Genomic DNA, 25,685 nt, shown 5'->3' with positions numbered 1-25,685 from the left:
TTGGTGCATTGGCGACAACGGAGACTTGTCCACATGGTTACTCGCGCCACCAAAATTGTTGCTACTTTAGGCCCCGCATCCAGCGACCCGGCCATCTTGGTCAAGATGATTGAGGCTGGGGTGAATGTGGTGCGGCTCAACTTTTCGCATGGCGTGGCGCAAGACCATGTTGACCGTGCCACAGCGGTGCGCAAGGCTGCAGCCCAGGTGGGCCGTGAGGTGGCCATCATGGCCGACTTGCAAGGCCCCAAGATTCGCGTGGGCAAGTTTGCCGAGGGCAAGGTTGAACTGGCGAATGGCGCTGCGTTTGTGCTGGACGGTGCGCGCACTGAGTTGGGAGACGTGAACGCCGTAGGGTTGGACTACAAAGAGTTGCCGCGCGACGTAAAGGCTGGCGATGTGCTGCTGCTTAACGATGGCCTGATTGTGTTGGACGTCGTCACTGTAAAGGGTGCGCAAGTGCACACCACTGTGCGCGTGGGTGGCGAGTTGTCCAACAACAAGGGTATCAACAAACAAGGCGGTGGCCTGTCTGCGCCTGCGCTGACGGCCAAAGACATGGAAGACATCAAAACCGCCATGTCGCTGCAAGCCGACTATGTAGCGGTGAGTTTTCCACAAAGCGCCACAGACATGGAGCTGGCGCGCCAACTGTGCAATGTGGCCGGTGAACCCTACAAGCACAAGGCGGGCTTGATTGCCAAAATTGAGCGCGCAGAGGCCATTCCAAACCTGGCCAGTATTGTGAGGGCCAGCGACGGCATTATGGTGGCGCGTGGCGACTTGGCTGTAGAGGTGGGCAACGCAGCTGTGCCTGCCTTGCAAAAACGCATGATTCGCGTGGCGCACGAGCACGACAAGGTGGTCATCACCGCCACGCAAATGATGGAGTCCATGATTTTGGCGCCTGTGCCCACACGTGCTGAGGTCAGCGACGTGGCCAACGCCGTGCTGGACGGCACCGACGCCGTGATGCTCAGCGCCGAGACCGCAGCGGGCAAATACCCGCTGGAAACCGTGCGCGAGATGGCCGCTATCTGCTTGGCAGCTGAGCAGGCTTATGACGCTGAGTTAGACCTCAACACCAACAACAAGTCTTTCCGTCGCATTGACCAAAGCATTGCAATGGGCGCCATTTTCACCGCACATCACTGCGGTGCCAAGGCCATTGTGGCGCTCACGGATTCAGGCTCTACCGCCTTGTGGATGAGCCGCTTTAGATTGGCCATGCCCATTTACGCACTCACTACGCGCTTGAGTGCGCAGCGCCGCATGGCCATGTACCGCAATGTGCGCCCCTTGCTGATGGACACCGTGAACGACAAAGACGCTGCACTGCTAGACGCTGAAGCACATTTGCGCAAGCGCGGCATTGTGCAAAGCGGCGATATTTACGCCATCACCTGTGGTGAGCCCATGGGTACACCGGGTGGTACTAATTCATTAAAAATTTGCACGGTGAGGTAATTTCGCTGAGCTTGACGGTTTGTATGCAAAGTTGTAACCATTGGTAACTTAAGCGGGTGGGTCTTTGGGGCTGTGACCACTGGCCAACCCTTTTTTGATCTGATTGTGTACAAAAACAGTCAGAACAGGCCGCTACAATCAGGGTAAACCAGAGGCAAGTTACCAAGCGGTTACATACCGTCTCTGGGTTGCAACACATTCAACCAACCCAAGGACTACAGCAATGGCACTCGTCTCCCTGCGCGAACTCTTAGACCACGCCGCCGTCAACGGCTATGGCATTCCTGCGTTTAACGTGAACAACCTAGAGCAAGTGCAAGCTGTGATGGCTGCTGCAGATGAAGTAGGTGCGCCCGTTATTTTGCAAGCCAGCGCAGGCGCTCGCAAGTACGCAGGTGAGGCTTTCATCAAACACTTGATTCAAGCCGCAGTTGAAGCCTTTCCGCACGTACCTTTGGTCATGCACCAGGACCACGGCCAAAGCCCAGCCATTTGCCAGGGCGCCATCGACTTGGGCTTCTCGTCTGTGATGATGGACGGCTCGTTGCGCGAAGACGGTAAAACGCCAGCCTCGTTTGAGTACAACGTTGAGGTCACCCAGAAAGTGGTGGCTTTGGCGCACAAAGTGGGTGTGACGGTTGAGGGTGAGTTGGGTTGTTTGGGCTCACTGGAAACCGGCGAGGCCGGCGAGGAAGACGGCATAGGCGCGGTGGGCAAACTCAGCATGGAAGACATGCTGACAGACCCCGAGCAAGCAGCAGCGTTTGTGAAGGCCACGCAGCTAGACGCCCTGGCCATTGCCATTGGCACAAGCCACGGTGCTTACAAATTTACGCGTAAGCCTACGGGTGACATTTTGGCTATCAGCCGTGTGAAGGCCATTCACGCGCGCATTCCCAGTACCCACTTGGTGATGCATGGCTCCAGCAGCGTGCCCCAGGAGCTGTTGGCGCAAATTCGCCAGTTTGGCGGTCAAATGAAGGAAACCTACGGCGTGCCGGTAGAGGAAATTCAAGAGGCTATCAAATACGGCGTGCGCAAAATCAACATCGACACCGACATCCGCCTGGCCATGACGGGCGCAGTGCGTCAGTTTATGTTTGAAAATCCAGACAAGTTTGATGCTCGCGAGTGGCTAAAGCCCGCGCGTGCGGCGGCACAAGCCATTTGCAAGCAGCGCTACATTGAATTTGGCTGCGAAGGCCAAGGCAGCAAAATCAAAGGCGATAATTTGCAAGTGGTTGCAGCCAAGTACGCTGCGGGTGAGTTGGCCCAAGTGGTCAACTAAACAGCTGGCCTATGAGCGGCTGACAGCCCAGCCGGTACAGCGCAGCAAGCCACAAGGCGGCTGCGCTTTTTTGTGGCTGCATGTTTGTATTCACTGTTACCCGCGCCGCTATGACCACACCCGACTCACCCACCGCACTGCACACCACCACACTGACTTCGTTGCCCTTGCTTGCCAGAGGCAAAGTGCGTGACAACTACACCGTTGGCGATGATCGTTTGTTGATGATTGCCAGTGATCGCATCAGTGCCTACGACGTCATCATGACCCAGCCCATTCCCGGCAAGGGTGCGCTGCTGACGCAAATGGCATTGTTTTGGTTTGAGCAGCTTAGAGACGTGTGCCCCAATCACCTCACCGGTGACGACCCGCTAAGCGTGGTGAGTGAGGCGGACAAGCCTTTGGTGCAGGGCAGAGCCATGCTGGTGCAGCGCTTGCGCCCCATACCCGTAGAAGCCGTGGTGCGTGGCTACCTTGCAGGTAGCGGCTGGCAGGAATATCAGCAAAGCCAAAGCGTCTGCCAAGTGCCGCTGCCGCGTGGTTTGGTGAATGCGGCCAAGCTGCCTGAGCCCATCTTTACGCCGGCGGCCAAGGCAGAGGCCGGTGAGCACGATGAAAACATCAGCTTTGAGCGCATGGTCAACACCATTGGGCTTGACTTGTCCACCCGCATACGCGACACCAGCGTTGCCATCTACAACAAGGCCAGTGTCATTGCGTTGGCCAAAGGCATCATCATTGCTGACACCAAGTTTGAGTTTGGTCTGGACGAGCAAGACAACTTGGTGCTGATGGACGAAGTGCTCACACCCGACTCATCACGCTACTGGCCTGCAGACCAATACCAGCCGGGCAGCAACCCGCCCAGTTATGACAAGCAGTTTTTACGGGATTGGTTGGGCGCACAGGTGTGGGACAAAACTGCCCCGGCACCAGACCTGCCGCAAGCGGTGATTGAGCAAACCACGGCCAAGTACCAAGAGGCCTTAAGCCGTTTGGTGGGCTAGCCCTCCAGGGCGCACAAAGGCGGCGTTGCATTGTGTGTGCCACGGTTGATCCGTGGTCATTTGGCGCGCGACAGTGAGCACCAGATGAAGTGTGTTGAGACAGCCTGTTGGGGTGCTGCAGGTTTAGCTGAGTACCACGCTGCTAAGCCGCCTGCGGTATTTCGCCACGGTTGGGTCCTCCGGTGGCACCTGGCCTTCGGCGACCTTTGGTGTGGGTGGCGTGATGATGTCTAGCACCGCGACAAAGCACTTGCGTGCCGCTTGGTCGTTCCAGGCGCGGTCGCGCATGAGTATGTCCAGTAATTCGTCCATGGCATCTGTCCAACGCTGTGCGCGCATATGCGCCTGGGCCAGGGCGTAGCGGGCTGCAAAGTCGCGCTTGTTGGCTTCGATGGCTGATCGCATGGCGGCCTCGTCGCCTGTGGCCTCTAATGCGGCCATCCAAATCTGAAGCGACGCCAGTTTGCGTACCGCCAAGGCCTTGGCAGCGTGTGGCTCAAACACGGCTTTGGCTTGTGCCACATTACCCATTAGCAACAGGGCGCGCACATAGGCAAACTGCGCCTCATCGTCGTTTTGGTCGGCCACAGCGGCTTGCGCCAGGCTGTCCAGCGCTTCTTCGTCATCCAATGGCTCTGGCGCTGCTTCGGGCGCCGCCTCTGCAGCGGCAGGCAGGTGTTTGTCCAGAAACGTTTTGAGCTGGCCCTCAGGCAGGGCGCCGGTAAAGCCGTCAACGGGTTGGCCGTTGATCAGCAACACACAAGTGGGAATACTGCGAATACCAAAAGCACCAGCGAGTTGCTGCTCTTGGTCAGAGTCAATTTTGGCCAGCTTGAAGCGTCCGGCGTAATCGACCTCCAGCTTTTCAAGCAAGGGGCCTAGCGTTTTACAAGGGCCGCACCACGGGGCCCAAAAGTCCACCAGCACGGGAATGGTTTTGGAAGCTTCGATGACTTCGGTTTCAAAATTGGCAACGGTGACGTCAATCATGTGGGCTCTCAAACAGTTTTATGGGGTTGTTACGGGTATGTGCAAGCTGTGTACCAACAACATGAGGGTGACCCGTAAAATGTCAACTTTAACGGAGTCTGCATGCAAACAAGTGAATCAAGCGTTGAAGTTGGCGTGGTGATGGGGTCAAACAGCGACTGGGACACCATGCAGCACTGCTGCGCCATCCTAAAACAGTTTGGTGTGGGCTTTGAGGCTCAGGTGGTCTCGGCCCACCGCATGCCAGACGATATGTTTGCCTACGCCCAGGCCGCGCAACAGCGTGGTCTGCAAGCCATTATTGCAGGCGCTGGTGGCGCAGCTCATTTGCCAGGCATGCTGGCCGCCAAAACCACTGTGCCTGTGTTGGGTGTGCCTGTGGCCAGCAAGCACTTGCAAGGCGTCGATTCGCTGCACTCTATTGTGCAAATGCCCAAGGGCATACCTGTGGCCACGTTTGCGATTGGCCAGGCTGGTGCTGCCAATGCCGCTTTGTTTGCCGTGGCCATGCTGGCGTTGCACAAGCCAGCGTTGGCCAAGGCGCTTGAGGCGTTTCGTGCTGAGCAAACGGCTGCAGCCAAGGCCATGACGTTGCCCAACTAAACCGGCATGCTTTAAACCCGGCCAGTACCTGACCTCAACCCAGCTCCAACACACACATGACTGAACTTTCAGTGCCCATACTGCCCGCATTTGCTGCCACAGAGGGCCGTCCCACCACGTTGGGTGTGTTGGGGGGTGGCCAATTGGGGTTGATGTTTGTTCAAGTGGCGCAAGCCATGGGTTACCGTACCGCCGTGCTGGACCCAGACGCCAACAGCCCGGCAGGTCTGATTAGCCATCACCACATCATGGCCGCGTTTGACGACGCGCAAGCGCTGGCCACCATGGGCCGCTTGTGCGACGCCATCACCACTGAGTTTGAAAACGTGCCCGCCGCAACGCTGCGCAGCCTGGCGAGTACCACGCCAGTCTCACCGCCAGCGGGAGCAGTGGCCATTGCCCAAGACCGGGTAGAAGAAAAAGCACACTTTGCCAATAGCGCTGCCAGCAGTGGTGTAGGTCCTGTGCCCTATGCGGTGTTGCAAGACCAGGCAGATACAGCCACCGTGGACGCATCGTTGTTCCCCGCCATTTTAAAAACCGCGCGCATGGGTTATGACGGCAAGGGTCAGGTAAGCGTTGGGCGCTTGCAAGATTTAAGTGCGGCATGGGCACAGCTGCACCACGTGCCCTGCGTGCTGGAAAAGCGTCTGGACTTGCAAGCAGAAATATCTGTTGTCGTGGCACGCGGCCATAACGGCCAATGCGTTTACTTGCCGGTGCAAAGCAACACCCATGTTGACGGCATATTGGCGCGTACCGAGGTGTTTGATGGCAACGTAGCCCCCGCTTTGGCTGCACGTGCTGTGCAAGCTGCGCAAACCATAGCTGCCGACTTGAGCTATGTGGGTGTGTTGTGTGTTGAGTTTTTTGTGGTGCAAACCAATGCAGGCCTGGACTTGGTGGTGAACGAGATGGCACCGCGCCCGCACAACAGCGGCCATTACAGCCTTGAGGCCTGCGACGTCTCGCAGTTTGCCTTGCAAGTGCGCACCATGGCGGCATTGCCGCTGGTGCAGCCACGTCTGCACAGCGCCAGCGTCATGCTGAACTTGCTGGGCGACGTGTGGCTGAACACCGGCGAGCTGCGCACGCCAGACTGGGACCAGGTGCTGGCCTTGCCCGGCACTCATTTGCACTTGTATGGCAAGCTGGAAGCACGCGCTGCGCGCAAAATGGGGCACATCACCATCACGGGCAACACCATTGACGAGGCGCGCCAAGTCGCTGAGCAAGTGCAGGCTATTTTGGGCTTGTGGCACTGAGTATGGCGGTTTGTATCAGCGCATCTGATCCGCAAGCCATAGAAGTGGCTGCCAGCGCGTTGGCCCAGGGCCAACTGCTGGGCTTGCCGACTGAGACGGTGTACGGCCTGGCTGCAGATGCAGCCAATGAGCAGGCGGTTGCCAATATCTTTGCAGCCAAGGGCAGGCCTGCCAACCACCCGCTTATCGTGCACGTCGCACCTTGTGCCAGTACCGAGGCGTGGCAGCAGTTGCTGGGCCAGCTGTGCAGCGAGGTGCCCGCCAGCGCCTACAAGCTCATTGATGCTTTTTGGCCAGGTCCGCTAACCCTTTTATTGCCTCGCCGTGTTGGTGTGTGCAGCGCTGCTACAGGCGGGCAAGACACCATTGGTGTGCGTTGCCCGGCTCATCCAGTCGCCCAGAAAGTGCTGCAAGCTGCCGCAGTTAAGGGCGTGTTGGGTGTGGCCGCGCCCAGTGCCAACCGCTTTGGTCGCGTGAGTCCTACTACGGCAGCCCATGTACTCAGTGAGTTTGAAGACGTGCGCATTAATCAGGCGCCGTTGCAGCTGGTGGTGGTCGACGGTGGCGCTTGTGAAGTGGGCATAGAGTCTGCCATTGTTGATCTCAGCCAAGCACAACCCGCTTTGCTGCGCCCCGGCGTGCTGACGAAAGCCCAGCTAGAGGCCGCATTGGGCTGCAGCTTGGCGTTGCCCAATGCGCATTCGCCGCAAGTGTCTGGCTCGCTGGCGTCTCACTACGCACCCAGTGCCCGCGTGCTGGTGTTGGCTGAACATGCCTTGTTGCAGGCTTGCGCCGCTGGCGAGGTGTTGCCAACCGATGCGGTGTATGCCAGCCAAGCCGTGGTCAGTGCCAGTGGCCTTGATACCGGCCGGTGTCGCGCCATGCCCGCATTGGCCGCTGATTGCGCGCATGAGTTGTTTGCGCAATTGCGTGCGCTAGACCAAACAGGTGTTGCGCGCATATGGGTGCAGGCCCCACCTGCAAACGCCGCCTGGGAGGGTGTGCGCGACAGGTTGCAACGCGCAAGCGCTTAAGCCCCAAGCCCATCAGGCCTGCCAAGCTTATTGGCTGGCTGTCCACTCGACCAACTGGTACAGCGCGGCACGCGCTTTAGGCGCGTCGTCGTGGTTTACCAGTGCGGCCACCACATATTGCCGCCCACTTCGCCCAGTGACATAGCCCGCAATGGCGCTCACATCTTTGAGCGTGCCGGTTTTTAAGCGGGCATTGCCGTAGGCGTTTGGCGTGCTGCCGTCTCTGCCCATATTTTTAACAGTGCCGTCAACACCTGCAATGCTCAGCGAGTTGTAAAAGTCTGAAAAGTTGGGCTTTGATGCCTCGTGCCTGAGCAAGGCAATAAGGCTGTTGGCCGTGATGCGCCCGTCTCGTGACAGGCCAGAGCCGTTGTCTGTTAGGGGGGCAGGCAAGTCGGGCCGGGATTTGCCCACCTGAGACAACCACCAACTGTGGACTGCACTGCGTGCGGTGTCAAACGTGGCGGGTTGGGTTTGCCAGGGCTTTGTGTTGTCAGGGGCGGCCGCATTGGCTACAGGCAATATGGCCTCAAAAGCGTTGCTGAGTAAGCGCGCCTTGTTAGGCGTGTTGGAAGATGCCGTTAAAGCCTTGGTGTGCAGGACTTGGCCTGTTGCCAATTGCTTGGGGTTGGACAGGCCCATGGTTAAAAACACTTGCTGCGCCATATCACGTTGTTGCTGAACTTGTTGACGTCTGCAATGATGTCTCGCAGTGGCAAAGACGTAGCCGATAACAACAGTCTCGCATTGGCTGGTGTGGTGCCCATGCGCACAGTGCCGCTGAGTGTGCCGCCCATTGAGCGCCAAATACCCAACAAGGCTTTGCCTGCGTATTCATCGGGTGCAATATAGGCCACAGGCCACTCTTTCTGGCCGCAAGACTTGGGGTAGCGCCCGCTGAATGTGTAGGCGTGCGCTTGCTCCAGGTTGCCGCCCAGTTTGCCGCGCCAATCGCCGCAGCGACCATTGCGCAGGCGCACCGTACTGGGCACATCCAGGCCAGCCATGGGTGGCTCTACCGTTACCGTGGCCACGCCTTTTTTGGTGCCTGGGTCAAATTTCAAAATGACAGATTTGAAGTTCACCAACAGGGCGTCGGGCTGTACGTTGTAGGGGCGCAGCACTTCGCCGTCAAAACTGCCTGCGTCTGTGGTGGGCACGGCAAACGCGCTGTTGTCCAGCACCAGGTCGCCCATTATGTTTTTCAGGCCTTTGTTGCGCAGGGTTTGCATGGCCTCGGTAATGCGCTCAATGACAAACTTGGGGTCGCCGCCGCCTTGAATCACCATGTTGCCAAGCAGCAAGCCCGCTTGCACCTCTCCAGTGGCGTAGAAGTTGGTGTGCCACATAAAGTCTGGACCCAAGGTGTCCAGCGCCGCAGCGGTTGTTACCAGTTTGGTCACAGACGCAGGGTTGCGTGGCGTTTGCGCGTTGACGCTCAACAGCGCTGGCGCATTCGCCTGCACCGGAGCCACCACCACAGACACGGCGCTGGCAGGCACGCCAATGTTGCTAAGCCGCGCCTGCACGTTGTCCGGTAAACCAGCTGCCGTGGCGCAGCCCGTGTTGAGTGCGGCGATGACACATACCAACAAGCCAGCAGCAAATGCTGTGGCGGCTCGCCCAACGGGTAACGCGGCGCGCTGCTGCGACGCGCATCCGCTTGAGTTACATCTGCGTGTTTTTAAAAGCATGCCGTTTTAAAAAAGGTCAAAATAGTCTGCTATGTGCATCAGGCGTTGTGCTGTCCGCGGCTTGGCTGCCCAGTACATTTTGTATGCCTATTGTGCGTTATTTCAAATTAAGTTGGACCCCATGCAGCATGTTTTAGTAATCGAATCCAGTACAGACCGCTTATCGCTGGCCTTGCAAAGTGCGGGGCGCGTGTATGCGTTTGACGGTGAGGGCGCAGCGGCTGCGTCGTCCACCATGTTGGCGCGCATTGCAGACCTGTTGTCGCAGGCTGGCATTGCGGTGGCGCAGCTGGATGTTATTGCGTTTGGGCAGGGCCCTGGCGCGTTTACGGGCTTGCGCGCGGCTTGTGCGGTGGCGCAAGGCTTGGCCGTGTCGGCGCGCCCGGGTGGCATTGAGGTGGTGCCGGTCAACACGCTTATGGCTTGCGCTCAGGCCGCGCGCACGCAGTTGGGCAGCAGCACGCCCATGGTGATTGGTGCGTGCATGGACGCGCGCATGGGTGAAATTTATACGGCGACCTATGCGTTGACTGAGTCAGACGGCAGCACCACGCTACCCCAGCAATTGGCCGCACCTGCCCTGGTCAAGCCGGCAGACTTGTTGGCTACCAACGCGCAGGCGCAACACTTGTGTGGCAATGCACTGGCGGTGTACGGCGCGGAGTTGGGCGAGCACGCGCAGCGGGTATCGTGGTGTCCAGCCTTGCCCACCGCTTGCGCCATGCTCACGCTGGTACCTGCATTGATAGCCAGCGGCGCTGCGGTGCCAGCGGCCATGGCGCGCCCCCTTTATGTGCGGGACAAAGTGGCACTGACTACAGCGCAGCGCATGCAAGCCAAGGCTGAGCAAGCCGCCGCACAGTGACGGCGTACCGATGACCGCGCGCTGCGTTAAATTTGTCGACATGTCGTCCAACGACGTGGCGGTCATTGCCGACCTTGAGAAAGCCGCCTACACCCACCCGTGGACGCACAATCATTTACAAGACGCCGTGGCGCACCGCAACCACGCACAACTGTTGGTGAGTGAGCCGCTACCTGGCGAGTTGCCTACCTGGCATAACAGCCAAGGCCAGGTCATAGTGGGTTATTTTGTGGCCATGATGGGCGTGGATGAGGCGCACTTGTTAAACATCACGGTAGCCCCCACGTTTAGACGCCAGGGCTGGGCTACTGTGATGATGCAAGCGCTTGCTGTATGGGCGCAAGGTCACAATGCCCAAACGCTTTGGTTAGAGGTGCGCATGAGCAACCAAGCGGCTATTGCGCTGTACACCGGCCTTGGCTTTGCGCCTGTTGGCGTGCGCAAGCGCTACTACCCTTTGAACAAAACCCAGCGCGAAGATGCGCAAGTGATGCGTTTGCCACTGGCCGACTGGCGCATGCCAAAATAGCCCGCTATGTCCGAGCCACGCCCAACCACGCTTGATCCCGCGCCACCTGGCAGCGACGGCGTGCCCACGCCCGTACTGACCGAAAGCCTGCGCTTGGACAGGCGCGCGCGCGCCATGCTGAAAGCCATGGGTATTCAGTGGTTTTGGCCCAACTCGTCGGAGGCTGCCCCGGCCCAGCGAGCGGATGTGCCGGCACCAATTGCGCCAGCAGCTGCCCAGTCGGTTTCACAAACGCCAGCAGACGCAAGCCCCATCGCTGGTGTGAGCAGGCCATCTGTTGCCCCTGCGCCTGAACCTGAGACCGCGCCACCAGCAGCGGTTGAGCAGTTGTTGCGCCCAGCTGTGAGTGTGTTCAATACGCTGTGGGACGAGCTGCCAGCCAGTATTGATGCCTGCCAAGTTTGCAAGCTGTGCGAAGGCAGCACCGCGCGTGTCGCAGGCTGGGGCAGCAGCAGCGCCAAGTGGTTGTTTGTGGTGGAAAGCCTGGCCCCGTCTGACCAAGGTCAACAACCTGTTAACGGTGACGAATGGGAGTTGTTGCAAGCCATGTGGCGCGCTATGAAGCTGACGCCAGACGACGTTTATCTGACAAGTCTGACCAAATGTCGCCCACTGCCAGGCGTATTGGGCGGACCAACTGAGGCAAAAGCCTGTGTGGCCTATGTACAACGACAAATTGCCTTGTTACAGCCGCACATGGTGGTTGCCATGGGCCAGCCTGTGGCACAAGCCTTATTGGCGCAGTCTGCGCAGCAGTTTGCAGCGCTGGGCCAGTGGCGCAGCCAACTGCACAGCTATCGACCGGCCGACCATGCAGCCACGCCGGTAGCGGTGACTTACCCGCTGGCTTCTTTGCTGCGCAACCCCATAGACAAAGGCAAGGTGTGGGCTGACTTGTGTATGGCCATGGTGCATGTTCAAGCAAGCGCGACAGTGCGTGTGCCCGGAAGTGGCCAATAACGCGGCAGGCCAGCCTGTGTGGAGCCCTTTATGGGCGCATACCCATCAATATGCCCGAGACTTGTACTGGCTGCTCAAGGCGCCTGCATTTTGGCCTTGGACTGAGGCTCACGCCCGAGACACTGCACATATGTTTGGCCAGGCCTTGTGGCCGCGCAGCCAGGACGCCAGCATGGCGCAGTGGTTGCATGCACAAGCCACTACCCCCAATGCATTGGTGGAGGCCGTACAACAGGCGCTTACCCACAAGCCAAGTGCCAAGCGCTTGTTACACCTATCCAGACAACCCAGCCAACAGACAGATAACCATGCGGCGACCCACTCAGCCGGCCAAAGCTGTGTACAGCCCAACCCGCCGCGTTTGGGGCGCTTGGCCGAAGCGCTGATGGATTACGCGGTGCGTCAAAGCCCGGCGTTTCAGTGGCAAGCCAGTGGCGTCAAACTGTTTGAATGCAATGCAAAGGGCGAGCCCACCGCTACCCAGTTGGGGGAGTTGGACTATGTGTGGCGCGATGAGCTGGGCCAGTTGGTGCACTGCGAGTTGGCAGTGAAGTTTTATGCGCTGGCGCACGAGTCAGCGCTGCTGGGCGGTGACTGGCAGCAATCTGCGCTGCAAGCCATTGGCCCGGATGGCCACGAAAACTGGCAGCATAAGTGGCACAAACTCACACACCAGCAATTGACCCATGCTCTGCCCAAGCCTTGGGCAAACGAGCCAGTGCAGCGGTTGGCGCATGTGCGCGGTCGTTGGTTTGTGCCTGCACGCAGCACGTATGCGCTGCGGCAGTGGGCCGCCACACCACATGCCAACCATGAGCAATGGACCGCCTTGCTGGGCCAAGGACCTTGGTCACAGGCGCTACCCAGGGGGGCAACAGGTGAAGAAGCCTCAACGCCTTTGGCGTTTAGCGGTCACACCGCCCGGTTTGGGCCGCGCACGACCTGGGCGCAAGCGCGCAGCTTGCTGTTGCCAGCGGGCTGGCAGTGTCGTTTGTTGCAGCGTGCCGAGTGGCTGGGGCCCGTTAGTCAAGGTCATTGTCATGATTTGCATGACCCCATCGGCCTGCGTTCGCCCAGCGTGCTGCCCGGTCAGCACCCGCGTGTGCAAATGCTGGGCGTGTTTGCATTTGACGAGCTTGCGCAGGCTTGGTGTGAGCAGTGGCGCGCGTGGATAGATGCGAGTGTTTCACTACAATCTAGCCATGACATTTACCCAACTGCTAAGCGCGGCGCAGCGCACCAATAACTCTTTGTTGTGTGTGGGCCTGGACCCAGACCTGGCCAAAATGCCCGCTCACTTGCAAGGCAAGCCGGACGCAGTGTTTGAGTTTTGCAAGGCCATTGTGGATGCGACCGCAGATGTGGCGTGTAGCTTCAAGCCGCAAATTGCCTACTTTGCAGCCATGGGTGCCGAGGCGACGCTGGAGCGCCTCATGGCCTACATGCGCGAGCGCGCACCCAATGTGCCGGTCATTTTGGATGCCAAGCGTGGCGATATTGGCAGTACGGCGCAGCAATACGCGCGTGAGGCGTTTGAGCGCTACGGTGCGCACGCAGTGACCTTGTCGCCTTTTATGGGGCGAGACTCCGTAGAGCCTTATCTTGCGTATGCCGACAAAGGCGTGTTTTTGCTGTGCCGCACCAGCAATCCCGGCGGCAGTGACCTGCAAAACCAACGTTTGGCCGATGTGCCCGGTCAGCCCAAGCTGTTTGAGCACTTGGCCCGCTTGGCACAAACCGAGTGGAACACCAATGGCCAGGTGGGGCTGGTGGTGGGCGCCACCTTCCCCGCTGAAATTGCACGCGTGCGAGAGTTGGCACCCACAGTGCCGCTGTTGATTCCTGGCGTGGGTGCGCAAGGTGGTGATGCCTATGCCACCGTGAAAGCGGGCAGTACCGCCAATGGCATGGCAGTAATCAACTCATCGCGTGCTATTTTGTATGCATCAAGCGGCACTGACTTTGCCCAAGCAGCCAGAACAGTGGCGCTGTCAACGCGAGACCTGTTAAACACAGCAACAGCCGTCTAGTTGAGTCCGCTGGGTGACCCTGAAACCTTAAACCCTGCAGGAGACATGCCATGAAGTTGTACACATCGGTGCGAGCACCCAACCCCAAGCGCGTGCGCATGTTCATGGCCGAAAAAGGCATAGCCGATGACGCCATTGCCTTGGTCAATATGGACCTCAATGCAGGCCAGCACAAGTCGCCAGACTTTGTTCAAAAAAGTCCTATGGCGCGTATACCGGCGCTGGAGCTGGATGACGGTCGCGTGCTGTGCGAAAGCCGCGCTATCTGCACCTACCTGGAAGACGCATTCGAAGGCCCCAGGCTCATGGGCCAAGACCATGAACAGCGTGCCTTTATAGAAATGGCAGACCGTTACGTGGAGTGGTACATCATGATGCCGCTGGCCGCCTGGATACGCCACACTCACCCCGGCCTGGCGGTGCTGGAGGGCACGCAATTCCCCGATTTTGGCCAACACCAGGCGCCCAGGTTTGAGGCAGGTGTGCGGTGGCTGGATGAGCAGTTGGCGCAACACACCTGGGTAGCGGGGAATGCCTTTAGCATCGCCGACATCACCGCGTTTTGTACCTTGGAGTTTGCGCGCTTGGCCAATTCAAGGCTGCAGACAAGGGCTATGCCAATGTGGCCCGCTGGCAAGCCGCCATGAATGATCGCCCCAGCAGCGCAGCTGGCAACAGCTAGCCTGGCAACAACCTGCCCAGGTACCGTCCAGTAAAGCTGAACTCTACCCTGGCCACGTCTTCCGGCGTACCTTGCGCGACAACTTGACCGCCGCCTGCGCCGCCTTCTGGGCCAATGTCTATGACCCAGTCGGCGGTTTTGATAACGTCTAGGTTGTGCTCAATCACGACTATGGTGTTGCCCGCTTCACGCAGTTGGTTTAGTACTGTGAGTAGCAGTTCAATGTCTGCAAAGTGCAAGCCCGTAGTGGGTTCGTCCAGTATGTAAATGGTGCGACCCGTGTCGCGCTTGGACAGCTCAAGGGCCAGCTTGACGCGCTGCGCTTCGCCGCCAGACAAGGTGGTGGCGCTCTGGCCCAAGCGTATGTAGCTCAAACCCACATCCAGCAAGGTTTGCAGCTTGCGCGCGATGGTCGGCACGGCACTGAAAAACTCGGCCGCTTGCTCTACCGTCATGTTGAGTACGTCGGCAATGTTCTTGCCTTTGTACAACACCTCTAGGGTCTCGCGGTTGTAACGCTTGCCGTGGCACACGTCGCAGGGCACGTAAACATCTGGCAAAAAGTGCATTTCCACTTTCACCATGCCATCGCCTTGGCAGGCTTCGCAGCGTCCGCCTGCCACGTTGAACGAGAAGCGCCCAGGGCCATAGCCACGCTCACGCGCGGTGTTGGTCTCTGTCATCAGCTCACGTATGGCTGTAAACATGCCGGTGTAAGTGGCCGGGTTGCTGCGCGGTGTGCGACCAATGGGCGACTGGTCTACGTTGATGACCTTGTCTACCAGATCAAGACCTAGTACCTCGTCGCAAGCGGCGGGCTCGTCGTGGGCGCGGTACAAATGCTTGGCCAGGCTGGCGTAAAGCGTCTCATTGACCAGCGTGGATTTGCCAGAACCCGACACGCCAGTCACGCACGTGAGCAGGCCCAGCGGAAACTCGACCGTGACGCCTTTGAGGTTGTTGCCGGTGGCGTTGACCACGGTAATGGCGTCGCGATCAGTGCGGCTAAGACGCTGTTGTGGCACGGCGATACTGCGTGTGCCGCTTAGGTACTGGCCTGTGAGCGAGTTGGGGTTGCTCGCTACCTCGGCGGGTTTGCCCTGGGCCATGACTTGGCCGCCGTGCACGCCAGCGCCTGGACCCATGTCAATCACATAGTCGGCGTCGCGAATCATGTCTTCATCGTGCTCAACCACCAGCACGGTGTTGCCCAAGTTGCGCAAATGCTTGAGCGTGCCAATGAGTCTGTCGTTGTCGCGTTGGTGCAGACCAATGCTGGGCTCGTCCAGTACGTACATCACGCCAGTGAGACCCGAGCCAATTTGGCTGGCCAGGCGAATGCGTTGCGCTTCACCGCCAGACAGGGTGTCCGCACTGCGCTCCAGGCTTAGGTAGTTCAGACCCACGTCGTTTAAGAACTTGAGACGCGAGCCAATTTCCCGTACCACTTTGTCGGCAATGTCTGCTTTGGAGCCGCGCATGATGAGGCTGGTGAAGTAGCCTTGCGCCTCACCCAATGTCACGTGACTGATGTCAAAAATAGCGCGGCGTTGCTCGCCTTCGCCAATAAAGACATGACGTGCTTCACGGCGCAGTCTGGTGCCGCCGCAGTCTGCGCAGGGTTTGGTTGATCGGTAACGACCCAGCTCTTCGCGCACCGCATTAGATTCTGTCTCTTTTAAGCGGCGCTCAAAGTTGGGAATAATGCCCTCGAATGCATGTTGCTTGGCCACTTTTTTGCCAGCGCTTTCGCCAGAGCCCATGACGTAGTGAAAGCGAATCACTTCATCGCCAGAGCCAAACAAAATGGCCTGCTGCACGGCCTCATCCAGTTCTTCAAATGGCGTGTCTATATCAAACTTGTAGTGTTTGGCCAGCGACTCCAAAATGGCAAAGTAGTAAGGGTTGCGCCTGTCCCAACCTTTGATGGCACCACTGGCCAAGCTCAGGCTTGGGAAGGCCACCACGCGCTCGTGGTCAAACACGTCGGCATGCCCCAGGCCGCCGCAGCTTTGGCAAGCACCCATGGGTGAGTTAAAAGAAAATAGTCGTGGCTCCAGTTCGCCCAAGGAGTAGGTGCACACAGGGCAGGCAAACTTGGCGCTGAACATGTGAGCCTTGTTGGTGTTCATCTCAAGCGCCAGCGCTCGTCCATCTGCAATAGCGAGCGCAGCTTCAAAGCTCTCGGCCAAGCGCTGCTGCATGTCTGGGCGTACTTTGATGCGGTCGACCACCACGTCGATGTCGTGTTTCTTGGCTTTTTCAAGTGCGGGCAAGTGCTCGGCCTCAACCACTTGCCCATCAATGCGAAAGCGCACGTAGCCCTTGGCTTGCATCAGCGCAAATAAATCTACAAACTCGCCTTTTTTCTCGCGCGCCACCGGTGCCAAGATCATGATCTTGGTGTCTTCGGGCAAGGCCAGTACAGCATCCACCATTTGGCTTACGCTTTGCGCTTGCAGCGGCAAATCGTGGTCTGGGCAATGTGGCGTGCCTGCGCGGGCAAATAGCAAGCGCAAGTAATCGTGTATTTCCGTGACCGTACCCACCGTTGAGCGTGGGTTGTGGCTGGTGGCTTTTTGCTCAATAGCAATGGCCGGTGACAAGCCTTCAATCAAGTCAACGTCTGGCTTGTCCATGAGGTGCAAAAACTGGCGCGCGTAGGCCGACAAGCTCTCTACGTAGCGGCGCTGGCCTTCGGCGTACAGCGTGTCAAATGCGAGGCTGGATTTGCCTGAGCCGCTCAAGCCGGTGATTACCACCAGCTCGTGTTTGGGAATGTCTATGTCAATGTTTTTAAGGTTGTGCGTGCGTGCGCCGCGCACACTTAAAACGTCTGCACCAGCAGCCATATGGGGTTTGGATATTTCGGACAACAACACGTTTTCAGGAGAGTTCACAGCACACAGACCAAACAAAAAGGCAACCAAGCATGATAACGCGCGGGTATGGCCGTGCAAAGTCGCCTCCAGGAGGGGCGCCTTGGTTTGCCGCACAATACGGGCTTGGCTTTATCAGCCCATCCTCATATATTGATATGACATTGACCTCGCACGCGCCTGCCCCTTCCGCCAATCACGCCTTGCAAGACCACCGCATGACTGCGCTTGAGCGGCGCGCCAGCTTGTCGTTGGCGTCTGTGTTTGCCTTGCGCATGCTGGGCTTGTTTGTGGTGCTCCCGGTGTTTGCGCTTGAGGCCATGCGCTACACAGGTGGTTTAGACGCGGCCAAAGTGGGTTTTGCCATGGGCGTTTATGGCCTCACGCAGGCGTTTTTGCAAATTCCGTTCGGCATCGCCAGCGACAAATTTGGCCGCAAGCCTGTGATGTTGGCTGGCTTGGCTATCTTTGCCGCAGGTAGCGCAGTAGCTGCCATGGCGACCAGCCTTGACGGCTTGTTGGTGGGGCGCGCCGTGCAAGGCGCGGGTGCCATCTCGGCGGCCGTCACGGCCTTGTTGGCTGACCTAACCCGCCCACAGGTGCGCACCAAGGGTATGGCCCTGGTGGGCATCAGTATCGCTGCCATGTTCACGCTGTCGCTGGTGTTGGCGCCTGTACTGGCAGGGCAGTTTGGCCTTGGTGGCTTGTTTGTGCTCACAGCCGTACTGGCCTTGGTGGGTATGGCTGTTGTGGTGTGGTGGGTGCCGCCGGCACCTGAGGCCAGGCGTCATATCAGTCCGCTGGTGGGTCTCAAGACCGTGCTGGCCAGCCGTCAGCTGTGGCGCTTGAACGTGGGCGTGTTCAGCTTGCACGCCATACAGCTGGCCATGTGGCTGGTGTTACCAGCCTTGCTGGTGCAGGCTGGCTTGGCCAAGGCAGCGCACTGGCAGGTGTATCTGCCAGCGGTTATTGCCTCGGTGCTGATGCTGGGTGGTGTGCTGTTCCGCCTGGAGCGCAAAGGTTATTTACGCGGCGTGTTGCTGGCGTCCATAGCCATGCTGCTACTGGTACAGCTTGGGTTGCTGGCCTACGTGGGCCTGCACATCACACCCAGTGTGTGGTTGCTGGGCTTGTTGTTGTTTGGCTTCTTTTTGGGCTTTAACGCGCTAGAGGCCAGCCAGCCCAGCTTGGCGTCCAAGTTTGCGCCAGCGCCTGTGCGTGGTGCCGCACTGGGCGTGTTCAACACCTGTCAGTCGTTGGGCTTTTTTGTGGGCGGCGCTGTGGGTGGTGCACTGCTGGCCTGGGGCGGTGCTGGTGCGCTGTTTACAGTAACAAGTGCGTGGTTGGTACTGTGGTTGTGCGTGGCGTGGGGCTTGCAGCCCAAGCTTGCCGTGCACTAAGGTTGTGCCGTGCAGCAGGCCTGTGCGAAGAGGCCATGCTGGGCCTTGTCAATCGTGGCGGCTGGGTGTGACGGGTTGGCCGGTTACCTTGCCAATCATGTGTTCTGACAAGGTGGCATAAAGCGGCCGGCTGATAAGACGTGAAATCAAGCTGGCGATCATGGCTGAAACCATTAGTGACAACACCATGGGGCGGCCATCTAGCATTTCCATCACGATGATGAAGGATGTCAACGGCGCTTGCGTGACCGCAGCCAAAAAGCCAGCCATGCCCATGGCAATCAGGGCTGGCAGTATCAGCTGCTGATCGGGGCCCAGGGTGAACTGCGCAATGTCGTGGCCAATGCCAGCACCAATAGACAAAGAAGGCGCAAAAATACCGCCGGGCACGCCACACCACGTGGTAATCCATGTGGCGACCAGCTTTAGCAAAAAGTACAGGTTGCTCACATCTGACTCGCCGTTGAGCATGGCTTTGACCTCTTCACCACCAGCGCCAAAAGTGGCGCCATGGCTGACCAAACCAATAATGGCAATGGCCAGGCCGCCACCGGCAGCAAAGCGAATGGGATATCGCGCGCGCCAGTCGCTAAACCTGTCAGGCGAGCCTGTGAGCGAGGCAGCCAATAGTCTGGAGAACAGCCCGCCCAGTGCGCCGCAAACCACGACGACCAGGACGCTGGGCAACAACGCGGCGAGGCCCAGCTCAGGCGCGGCCATAGAGCCAAAATAGGCGTAGTTGCCAAAGGCGGACACGCCCATCAAACCGGCCAGCACAATCGCCGCGATGATCAGGCCACTGTTGCGCGACTCAAGCTTGCGCGACAACTCTTCAATGGCAAATACCACACCAGCCAGCGGCGCGTTAAATGCCGCCGCGATACCGGCTGCGCCGCCGGCAACTAGCAAAGCGTGCTCGTTCATGGCAGAGCCTGGGCGCAGCCAGCGTCTGGCGTCGTGCATCACGCCAGCAGCTACCTGTACCGAGGGCCCCTCACGCCCCATAGACAGGCCAGCCAACATGCCAGCAGCGCCCAGCACCATTTTTGCAATAGTGACTTTGATAGAGACAAAGTAAGAGCGGTGCTCGTCGGGCAGTTGGGGGTCCAGCGCGGCCATCACCTGCGGAATACCAGAGCCTGCGGCGCTGGGTGCAAATTGACGCGTGAGCCACACAATAGCGGCAGTCAGCGCGGGTATCCATAGCAGCACCAGCCAGGGGTAGTGCGAAAACCCGTGTGAGAACCATTCAAAAGCGGTCTCACTCATGATGGTGAAAACCACCACCGCCAGGCCAGCCAGGGCCGCGTAGCCCAATACGACGGCACGGCCCAACCACGCTCGACCATCCGACAACTCATGTTGCAGATTTTGCAGAAAGTCTGGTTCGTGGTTTTGCATAGGTAAGTTAGTATTTTGACATGCGGTTGGCGCGGCCCGCAAAGCTTGCGGCACAATGAGGGTTGGACGGCTTCGTAGCGAACATGACAGCCAGTAATTCGTACACAACTATCACCACCACAGCGTTAAGAGGAATTCAGCAATGGCATCGGTTAACAAAGTCATTCTTATTGGTAATTGCGGGCGTGACCCAGAGGTGCGCTACATGCCATCAGGTCAGGCCGTTGCCAACGTGAGCATTGCCACGTCAAGCCGTCGCAAAGACCGCAGCAGCGGCGAAATGATTGAAGACACCCAGTGGCACCGCGTGACTTTTTACGAGCGCCTGGCAGAAATCGCCGGTGAGTACGTTAAAAAAGGCCGCCCAATTTACGTGGAGGGCCGCTTGAAATACGGCAAGTACACAGATCAGTCAGGCGTTGAGAAAAATACCGTGGACATCATTGCAACCGAGTTGCAATTGTTGGGTGGGCGTGAAGGTTTGGGTGATGGCGGTGGCATGTCCGGAGGCGGCCAAGCCATCTCTCAAGGTGGCTCACAGGGCGGTGGTTATGGCGGTGCTACACCGCGCGCACAAGCGCCAGCACAGCGCGCGCCAGCGCCCGCACCACAACCGGCAGCACGCCCAGCAGCCACTGGCTTTGATGATATGGACGACGATATTCCGTTTTAATGCGCTTTTGTCAGCATTTGACGTAAAAACCGGCTTAGGCCGGTTTTTTGTTGCAAGCCTGTTTGCGGTTGACTGACGCCGGAACCAAAGGTATTATTTGCCATCCCCCGATAGCAAATAAAAGAATGCAATGACTAATCTTTTGAGGTCGTACGATGTACCCGTTACGATTCCAAGCCTGGTTCGCTCGCACTACGAGCAACGCCCCGATCACGCTCAAGCGCTTGGCCGTGACAAGGTGGAGTGCGAGTCGTTCATGAACTACCAGTTGCGTTTGGTCAAGGATTTGGTTGCCAATGCGCAAGGTATGGGCTGTCGTCCTGCTTTAGAGACGGCCAGACTTAACCGGCGTTTGCGCAGCAAAGACTTTGATGATGTCGCGACGATTTTAGAGCGCATGTGTGAGCAAAATTTGGTGGCCGAGTCCGAGCTCATGCGGGCGCTGCAAGAGGCTTATGAAGTGCGCGAGACCATGTTTGGTAACGCTCGCCAAGGCGACATGCGTCGTGGCTACGACCACAGCCTGCGGGCCTGAACAGGCAAAGGCATGCAGGTGTATGCCAATACATTTTTAGCCATGCAAGTCAGCCGATTACCTAGCCAAGCACAGGTGGTGTTGTCTGCCGACTGAGAAGATCGCAGCAGTGTGTGGCCACACAACACCAGACCAGGGAACGGGGCATCAAGCCCTGGCTGTGGTGACGCGGCTTGTAGCGCCTCGCCGCTGGTCCACGTTACGCAATCACCCCACCCCCAAACACACTTCGCCATCGTACAAAACAGCGCTTTGTCCCGGCGTGACAGCCCATTGTGGTGCGGGGAAGTTCAAGGTGAATTCGCTTGTGTCGGCGTTGCTTAGGTGGCAAGGCGCATCAGCCTGCCGGTAGCGGGTTTTGGCTGCCAGGGTGATGCTGGGCGCCGGAGCCTTACCCGCAACCCAACTGGCATTTTGTGCCGTCAGTGCGCTGCTTTGCAGCCAAGGATGGTCATGACCTTGAACGACCCACAAGGTGTTGGTCGCCATGTCTTTTTTGGCGACAAACCAAGGTGCATGGTCTGAGCCGCCGCGCTTGTCGCCCTTTACTTTGACACCGCCAATCCCTAGGCCTTGACGTTGTCCCAGCGTGTAAAAGCTCATGCCCAAGTGCTGGCCAATGGTGTGGCCTTGCTCGTTTTTGATAGGGCCCGGCGTTTTTGCAATGTAGCGGTTTAGAAACTCTCTAAATGGGCGCTCGCCTATAAAGCAAATACCTGTCGAGTCTTTCTTTTTAGCGTTGGGCAGTGCAATGGTTTGTGCAATCTCGCGCACCTGCGTTTTGCGCAGCTCCCCCACCGGAAACATGGTTTTGCTCAGCTGCGCCTGGTTCAAGCGGTGCAAAAAGTAACTTTGGTCTTTGGTGTGGTCCAGGCCTTTGAGCAACTCAAACTGTCCGCCTTGCTGCTCGCCTTGTTGCCGCACGCGGGCATAGTGGCCGGTGGCAATGTGGTCTGCGCCCAAGCGCATGGCATGGTCTAAAAATGCTTTGAACTTGATCTCGGCGTTGCATAAAACATCGGGGTTGGGTGTGCGTCCAGCTTGGTACTCACTCACAAACTCTGCAAACACGCGGTCTTTGTATTCGGCGGCAAAGTTGACGTGCTCTATATCAATGCCAATCACGTCTGCTACAGCGGCGGCGTCTACAAAGTCAATGTTGCTGGAGCAGTATTCCGAGTCGTCGTCGTCCCAATTCTTCATGAAAATGCCCACGACCTCATGCCCTTGTTGTTTCAACAAGTGCGCGGTGACCGCAGAGTCCACGCCGCCCGACAAACCTACTACTACACGTGATAAAGCCATGGTCTTATTGTCGGCGATTGCTTGGCTGTGCGTTTCAGGCGCGCGCAAAAAACACCATGGTCATCACCACGCCTGTGGCAATGACCAAAGCGCGCACCCATTGTGTGGGCATGCGCTTGGCCCACTTGGCCCCCATAAAACCGCCAACGGTGGCGCACGCCATCATCAGCAAGCCTTCTGGCCAGGCAATCACCCCAGCCCATACAAAAGCCGCTACCGACAGCAGCGACAACACCAACGAGTTGACGTTTTTGAGCGCATTGGTGGTGTTGAGGCGAGACTCTCCGACCAAGCCATACATGGCCATCAGCAAAATGCCCAAGCCACCGTTGAAGTAGCCGCCGTATACGCACACGGCCAGCAGGCCAACCAATCGTGTGCCTGATAGCGCTGTGACTTGTGTGCCGTCGGTGGCTTGTGGTCTGAGCTTGGCCAGTGCAGGGCCTAGTGCAAACAAGACTGTTGCAAACAACAACAGCCAAGGCACAACGCTGGCAAACACGGACGCAGGCGTGACCAGCAACAGCAGTGCGCCAGCCACACCGCCAAATGCAGCCACCATCAACTCTTGCGTGAGCAAGCGTTTGGGCAGGGCTTTTAGTTCTGGCTTAAAGCCCAGTGTGCTGCCCAGGTAGCCCGGGCTCACCGCCAAGGCGCTGGTGGCGTTGGCGGCAATAGGCGGTATGCCTGCAAACACCAGGGCCGGGAAAGTTAAAAAGCTACCCCCGCCTGCAATCGCATTAAGAACGCCCGCGCCAAATGCGGCGCTGGCCAATACGGCTAATGTGAGCATGTCCATATTGAGTAAGCCCATGTTGTACATCAGCGATTGTGCAAGTCCCACACCGAACTGTGGGTGTGCACCAGGCCCATGTCAAAGCTGCGCCCGTTCAAGTGGTCTTGGATAGATTGCCACACCAGTGGGCTGCGGTGACGGTCCTGGCTGGCCTTGATTTGTGCGGGCGTCATCCACAGCGCACGCACAATCCCTTTGTCCAGGGCCATGTCTCGTTCGTGCAGCCCTACCACGCCGCTGTAGGCAAAGCGCAAATAGGTGACATCTTGCACGGGTTTGTTGGGCCCCAAATCCCTGTGAAAGCGCGACAAATAAATGCCTACCAAGGCTGTGGGTTCAAAGTGGTGGGCTGTCTCTTCAAGTGCTTCGCGCGCGCAAGCCTGCTCTGGACTCTCGCCCGGATCCAGGTGGCCAGCCGGGTTGTTCAGACGTAAGCCTTCTGGTGTGTGTTCTTCGACCATCAGGTACTGGCCATCTCGCGCCATGATGGCCGCGACGGTGGCGCTGGGTTTCCAACGTTGTCTTGTCATGCCGGCAATTATCACCTTACACAAGGCATCGCCAGTGGTGCTTGCGCGGTAAAATCAAAGGCTAGTGCGGGTCAAGCAGGTTTGGCTGATCATGCAAGCGTTTTTCAGGCTACTTTTGTGAATTGAGCGAGGAGACAACTATGCAAACAGGCGAACAAGCGCCCAGCGCGCAACGCATTGGCGTGCCACGGGAAACTTTCCCGGGTGAAAAACGTGTGGCCACAGTGCCCGATGTGGTGGCCAAATTGGTCAAGCTTGGCTTTGCCGTAGTGGTGGAGGCGGGCGCTGGTGATGCGGCCGACTTGTCTGACGACGCCTTTGTGGCAGCCGGCGCCACGATTGCGCCTGATGCGCAGGTGTTGTGGGGCGGCTGTGATTTGATTTTTAAAGTGCGCGCCCCAACGTCTGATGAAATCGCGCTGATGCATGAGGGCCAAACGCTTATTGGCTTTTTGTGGCCAGCCCAAAACCCGGACTTGATGCAGCAGCTTGCAGCCAAGCATGTTACAGCGCTGTCCATTGACGCTTTGCCGCGTACGCTGAGTCGCGCACAAAAAATGGACGCGCTCACCTCAATGGCAGGTGTGAGCGGCTACCGCGCCGTGGTTGAGGCGGCCAACGCCTTTGGCCGCTTCTTTAATGGCCAAATTACGGCCGCAGGCAAAGTGCCGCCTGCCAAGGTGTTTGTTGCCGGTGCTGGTGTGGCTGGCCTGGCCGCTATTGGTGCGGCTGCGAGCTTGGGTGCCATTGTGCGCGCCAATGACACACGCGCTGAAGTGGCTGACCAAGTGGTCTCCTTGGGCGGCGAGTTCGTGAAAGTGGACTTTGAGGAAGAGGGCTCAGGCGGCGGCGGCTACGCCAAGGTCATGAGCGAGGGCTTCCAAGCTGCGCAGCGTGACATGTATGCCAAACAAGCCGCGGACGTGGACATCATCATCACCACCGCCTTGATACCTGGCAAGCCTGCACCGCGCCTCATTACCGCCCAGATGGTGCAAAGCATGAAGCCTGGTAGCGTGATTGTGGACATGGCCGCCGAGCAAGGCGGTAACTGTGAACTGACCGAGCCCGGCCAAGTGGTGGTGAAGCACGGCGTGACCATTGTGGGTTACACCGACCTGGCCTCGCGCATGGCGCGTCAGTCGTCAACGCTTTACGCCACCAACCTGTTCCGCTTGAGCGAAGAGCTGTGCAAAACCAAGGACGGCGTGATCAACGTCAACATGGAAGACGACGCGATTCGCGGCCTTACCGTGGTCAAGGGTGGCGCAGTGACTTGGCCCGCGCCTGCCTTGGCGGCACCGCCCAAGCCTGCACCTAAACCCGCAGCTGCACCTGTTGCCAAAAAGGGCCATGGCCACGGCGAGCCTTCAGGTCCCATGCCTGCGGGCAAGTTGCTGATGGTGGCGGCGGTTACAGCGGTCTTGTTCGCGTTGGTGGGTGCCTATGCCCCAGCTGAATTCCTGGCGCACTTCACGGTGTTTGTCTTAGCCTGCTTTGTGGGCTATATGGTGGTGTGGAACGTGAAACCTGCGCTGCACACGCCACTGATGAGCGTGACCAATGCCATCAGCTCCATTATTGCGATTGGTGCGTTGGTGCAAATCTCGCCCATGGCCGACGCTGCAGACAGGCCCAACACGCTCATCCTGGTGTTGGCTTCTGTGGCGTTGGTGCTGACCGCGATCAACATGGTTGGCGGTTTTGCTGTTACCCAGCGCATGCTGGCAATGTTCCGTAAATAAGTAGGAG

Annotated in this window: 23 protein-coding genes and 1 pseudogene; 16 read left to right on the top strand and 8 right to left on the bottom strand. The window is 58.3% G+C overall.

The features are described 5' to 3' along the window. Window positions 1-33: 33 nt before the first annotated feature. The 3 genes from pyk (at window position 34) to LN050_08165 (ending at window position 3,762) form a co-directional block, all read left to right on the top strand. Window positions 34-1,467, top strand: a complete 1,434-nt coding sequence (gene pyk, locus LN050_08175; protein ID UFS55769.1) for a pyruvate kinase — start codon at window positions 34-36, stop codon at window positions 1,465-1,467. Window positions 1,468-1,690: 223 nt separating this feature from the next. Beyond that, entirely contained in the window at window positions 1,691-2,755 is a 1,065-nt protein-coding gene (fba, locus tag LN050_08170; protein UFS55768.1) for a fructose-bisphosphate aldolase class II, read from the top strand. A gap of 110 nt (window positions 2,756-2,865) precedes the next feature. Beyond that, entirely contained in the window at window positions 2,866-3,762 is an 897-nt protein-coding gene (locus LN050_08165) for a phosphoribosylaminoimidazolesuccinocarboxamide synthase (GenBank protein UFS55767.1), read from the top strand. A 123-nt stretch (window positions 3,763-3,885) separates the two neighbouring features. Here LN050_08165 and trxA read toward each other — a convergent pair whose 3' ends face one another. Beyond that, the gene (trxA, locus tag LN050_08160; protein ID UFS55766.1) at window positions 3,886-4,752 is read right to left on the bottom strand and encodes a thioredoxin; all 867 of its coding nucleotides are present in this window, start codon (window positions 4,750-4,752) and stop codon (window positions 3,886-3,888) included. 102 nt (window positions 4,753-4,854) lie between these two features. Between trxA and purE the strand changes: the two genes are divergently transcribed. Genes purE through LN050_08145 form a run of 3 tightly spaced genes read left to right on the top strand, consistent with a single transcriptional unit; the run spans window position 4,855 to window position 7,654 of the window. Then, window positions 4,855-5,355 (top strand): 5-(carboxyamino)imidazole ribonucleotide mutase, encoded by a 501-nt coding sequence (gene purE, locus LN050_08155; GenBank protein UFS55765.1) that lies wholly within the window; start codon window positions 4,855-4,857, stop codon window positions 5,353-5,355. A gap of 56 nt (window positions 5,356-5,411) precedes the next feature. Further along, window positions 5,412-6,620 carry a 5-(carboxyamino)imidazole ribonucleotide synthase gene (locus tag LN050_08150; GenBank protein UFS55764.1) on the top strand — a complete coding sequence of 403 codons (1,209 nt, stop codon included), beginning with the start codon at window positions 5,412-5,414 and terminating at the stop codon, window positions 6,618-6,620. Between the two features lie 2 nt (window positions 6,621-6,622). Beyond that, complete coding sequence (locus LN050_08145; GenBank protein UFS55763.1) at window positions 6,623-7,654, top strand: threonylcarbamoyl-AMP synthase; 1,032 nt, start codon at window positions 6,623-6,625, stop codon at window positions 7,652-7,654. A gap of 27 nt (window positions 7,655-7,681) precedes the next feature. Here LN050_08145 and LN050_08140 read toward each other — a convergent pair whose 3' ends face one another. Next, entirely contained in the window at window positions 7,682-8,320 is a 639-nt protein-coding gene (locus LN050_08140; GenBank protein ID UFS55762.1) for a D-alanyl-D-alanine carboxypeptidase, read from the bottom strand. Beyond that, window positions 8,299-9,348, bottom strand: a complete 1,050-nt coding sequence (dacB, locus tag LN050_08135; GenBank protein ID UFS55761.1) for a D-alanyl-D-alanine carboxypeptidase/D-alanyl-D-alanine-endopeptidase — start codon at window positions 9,346-9,348, stop codon at window positions 8,299-8,301. The genes LN050_08140 and dacB overlap by 22 nt, the downstream gene beginning before the upstream one ends. A 121-nt stretch (window positions 9,349-9,469) precedes the next feature. Between dacB and tsaB the strand changes: the two genes are divergently transcribed. The 6 genes and pseudogenes from tsaB (at window position 9,470) to LN050_08105 (ending at window position 14,414) form a co-directional block, all read left to right on the top strand. After that, window positions 9,470-10,213, top strand: coding sequence for a tRNA (adenosine(37)-N6)-threonylcarbamoyltransferase complex dimerization subunit type 1 TsaB (gene tsaB / locus LN050_08130; GenBank protein UFS55760.1), 744 nt, complete (start codon window positions 9,470-9,472; stop codon window positions 10,211-10,213). A gap of 40 nt (window positions 10,214-10,253) precedes the next feature. Next, window positions 10,254-10,742 carry a ribosomal protein S18-alanine N-acetyltransferase gene (gene rimI, locus LN050_08125; protein UFS55759.1) on the top strand — a complete coding sequence of 163 codons (489 nt, stop codon included), beginning with the start codon at window positions 10,254-10,256 and terminating at the stop codon, window positions 10,740-10,742. Between the two features lie 6 nt (window positions 10,743-10,748). Further along, window positions 10,749-11,702 carry a uracil-DNA glycosylase gene (locus tag LN050_08120; GenBank protein ID UFS55758.1) on the top strand — a complete coding sequence of 318 codons (954 nt, stop codon included), beginning with the start codon at window positions 10,749-10,751 and terminating at the stop codon, window positions 11,700-11,702. Next, entirely contained in the window at window positions 11,656-12,948 is a 1,293-nt protein-coding gene (locus LN050_08115; GenBank protein ID UFS55757.1) for a DUF1853 family protein, read from the top strand. Before LN050_08120 ends, LN050_08115 begins: the two co-directional genes overlap by 47 nt. Then, a complete protein-coding gene (pyrF, locus tag LN050_08110) occupies window positions 12,905-13,732 on the top strand; it encodes an orotidine-5'-phosphate decarboxylase (GenBank protein UFS55756.1) in 828 nt (275 codons plus the stop codon). The genes LN050_08115 and pyrF overlap by 44 nt, the downstream gene beginning before the upstream one ends. Before the next feature lie 50 nt (window positions 13,733-13,782). Continuing rightward, window positions 13,783-14,414: pseudogene (locus LN050_08105) on the top strand (glutathione S-transferase family protein). Here the strand turns inward: LN050_08105 and uvrA are convergent. After that, window positions 14,411-17,266 (bottom strand): excinuclease ABC subunit UvrA, encoded by a 2,856-nt coding sequence (gene uvrA, locus LN050_08100; GenBank protein ID UFS57365.1) that lies wholly within the window; start codon window positions 17,264-17,266, stop codon window positions 14,411-14,413. The pseudogene LN050_08105 and the gene uvrA sit on opposite strands and share 4 nt — an antisense overlap. Window positions 17,267-17,511: 245 nt before the next feature. Between uvrA and LN050_08095 the strand changes: the two genes are divergently transcribed. Continuing rightward, window positions 17,512-18,693 carry an MFS transporter gene (locus LN050_08095; protein ID UFS57364.1) on the top strand — a complete coding sequence of 394 codons (1,182 nt, stop codon included), beginning with the start codon at window positions 17,512-17,514 and terminating at the stop codon, window positions 18,691-18,693. 48 nt (window positions 18,694-18,741) lie between these two features. Here the strand turns inward: LN050_08095 and LN050_08090 are convergent, their stop codons facing one another. Then, window positions 18,742-20,094, bottom strand: coding sequence for a chloride channel protein (locus LN050_08090; protein UFS55755.1), 1,353 nt, complete (start codon window positions 20,092-20,094; stop codon window positions 18,742-18,744). A 142-nt stretch (window positions 20,095-20,236) separates the two neighbouring features. On the opposite strand from LN050_08090, the gene ssb reads away from it, so the two are divergent. After that, window positions 20,237-20,767 carry a single-stranded DNA-binding protein gene (ssb, locus tag LN050_08085; GenBank protein UFS55754.1) on the top strand — a complete coding sequence of 177 codons (531 nt, stop codon included), beginning with the start codon at window positions 20,237-20,239 and terminating at the stop codon, window positions 20,765-20,767. A 130-nt stretch (window positions 20,768-20,897) separates the two neighbouring features. Further along, complete coding sequence (locus LN050_08080) at window positions 20,898-21,302, top strand: hypothetical protein (GenBank protein ID UFS55753.1); 405 nt, start codon at window positions 20,898-20,900, stop codon at window positions 21,300-21,302. A 207-nt stretch (window positions 21,303-21,509) separates the two neighbouring features. On the opposite strand, the gene mnmA is transcribed toward LN050_08080, so the two are convergent. Genes mnmA through LN050_08065 form a run of 3 tightly spaced genes read right to left on the bottom strand, consistent with a single transcriptional unit; the run spans window position 21,510 to window position 23,933 of the window. Beyond that, on the bottom strand, window positions 21,510-22,607 hold the full coding sequence (gene mnmA / locus LN050_08075; protein ID UFS55752.1) for a tRNA 2-thiouridine(34) synthase MnmA: 1,098 nt from the start codon (window positions 22,605-22,607) through the stop codon (window positions 21,510-21,512). 34 nt (window positions 22,608-22,641) lie between these two features. Next, complete coding sequence (locus tag LN050_08070; GenBank protein UFS57363.1) at window positions 22,642-23,400, bottom strand: sulfite exporter TauE/SafE family protein; 759 nt, start codon at window positions 23,398-23,400, stop codon at window positions 22,642-22,644. 29 nt (window positions 23,401-23,429) lie between these two features. Continuing rightward, complete coding sequence (locus LN050_08065) at window positions 23,430-23,933, bottom strand: NUDIX hydrolase (GenBank protein UFS55751.1); 504 nt, start codon at window positions 23,931-23,933, stop codon at window positions 23,430-23,432. Window positions 23,934-24,073: 140 nt separating this feature from the next. On the opposite strand from LN050_08065, the gene LN050_08060 reads away from it, so the two are divergent. After that, on the top strand, window positions 24,074-25,678 hold the full coding sequence (locus LN050_08060; GenBank protein ID UFS55750.1) for a Re/Si-specific NAD(P)(+) transhydrogenase subunit alpha: 1,605 nt from the start codon (window positions 24,074-24,076) through the stop codon (window positions 25,676-25,678). Window positions 25,679-25,685 lie beyond the last annotated feature (7 nt).

The organism is Comamonadaceae bacterium M7527, from assembly GCA_021044545.1.
GTDB lineage: Bacteria > Pseudomonadota > Gammaproteobacteria > Burkholderiales > Burkholderiaceae_C > RS62.
Note: the sequence above shows the minus strand (reverse complement) of the source record. Positions and strands in the feature narration are given on the sequence as shown.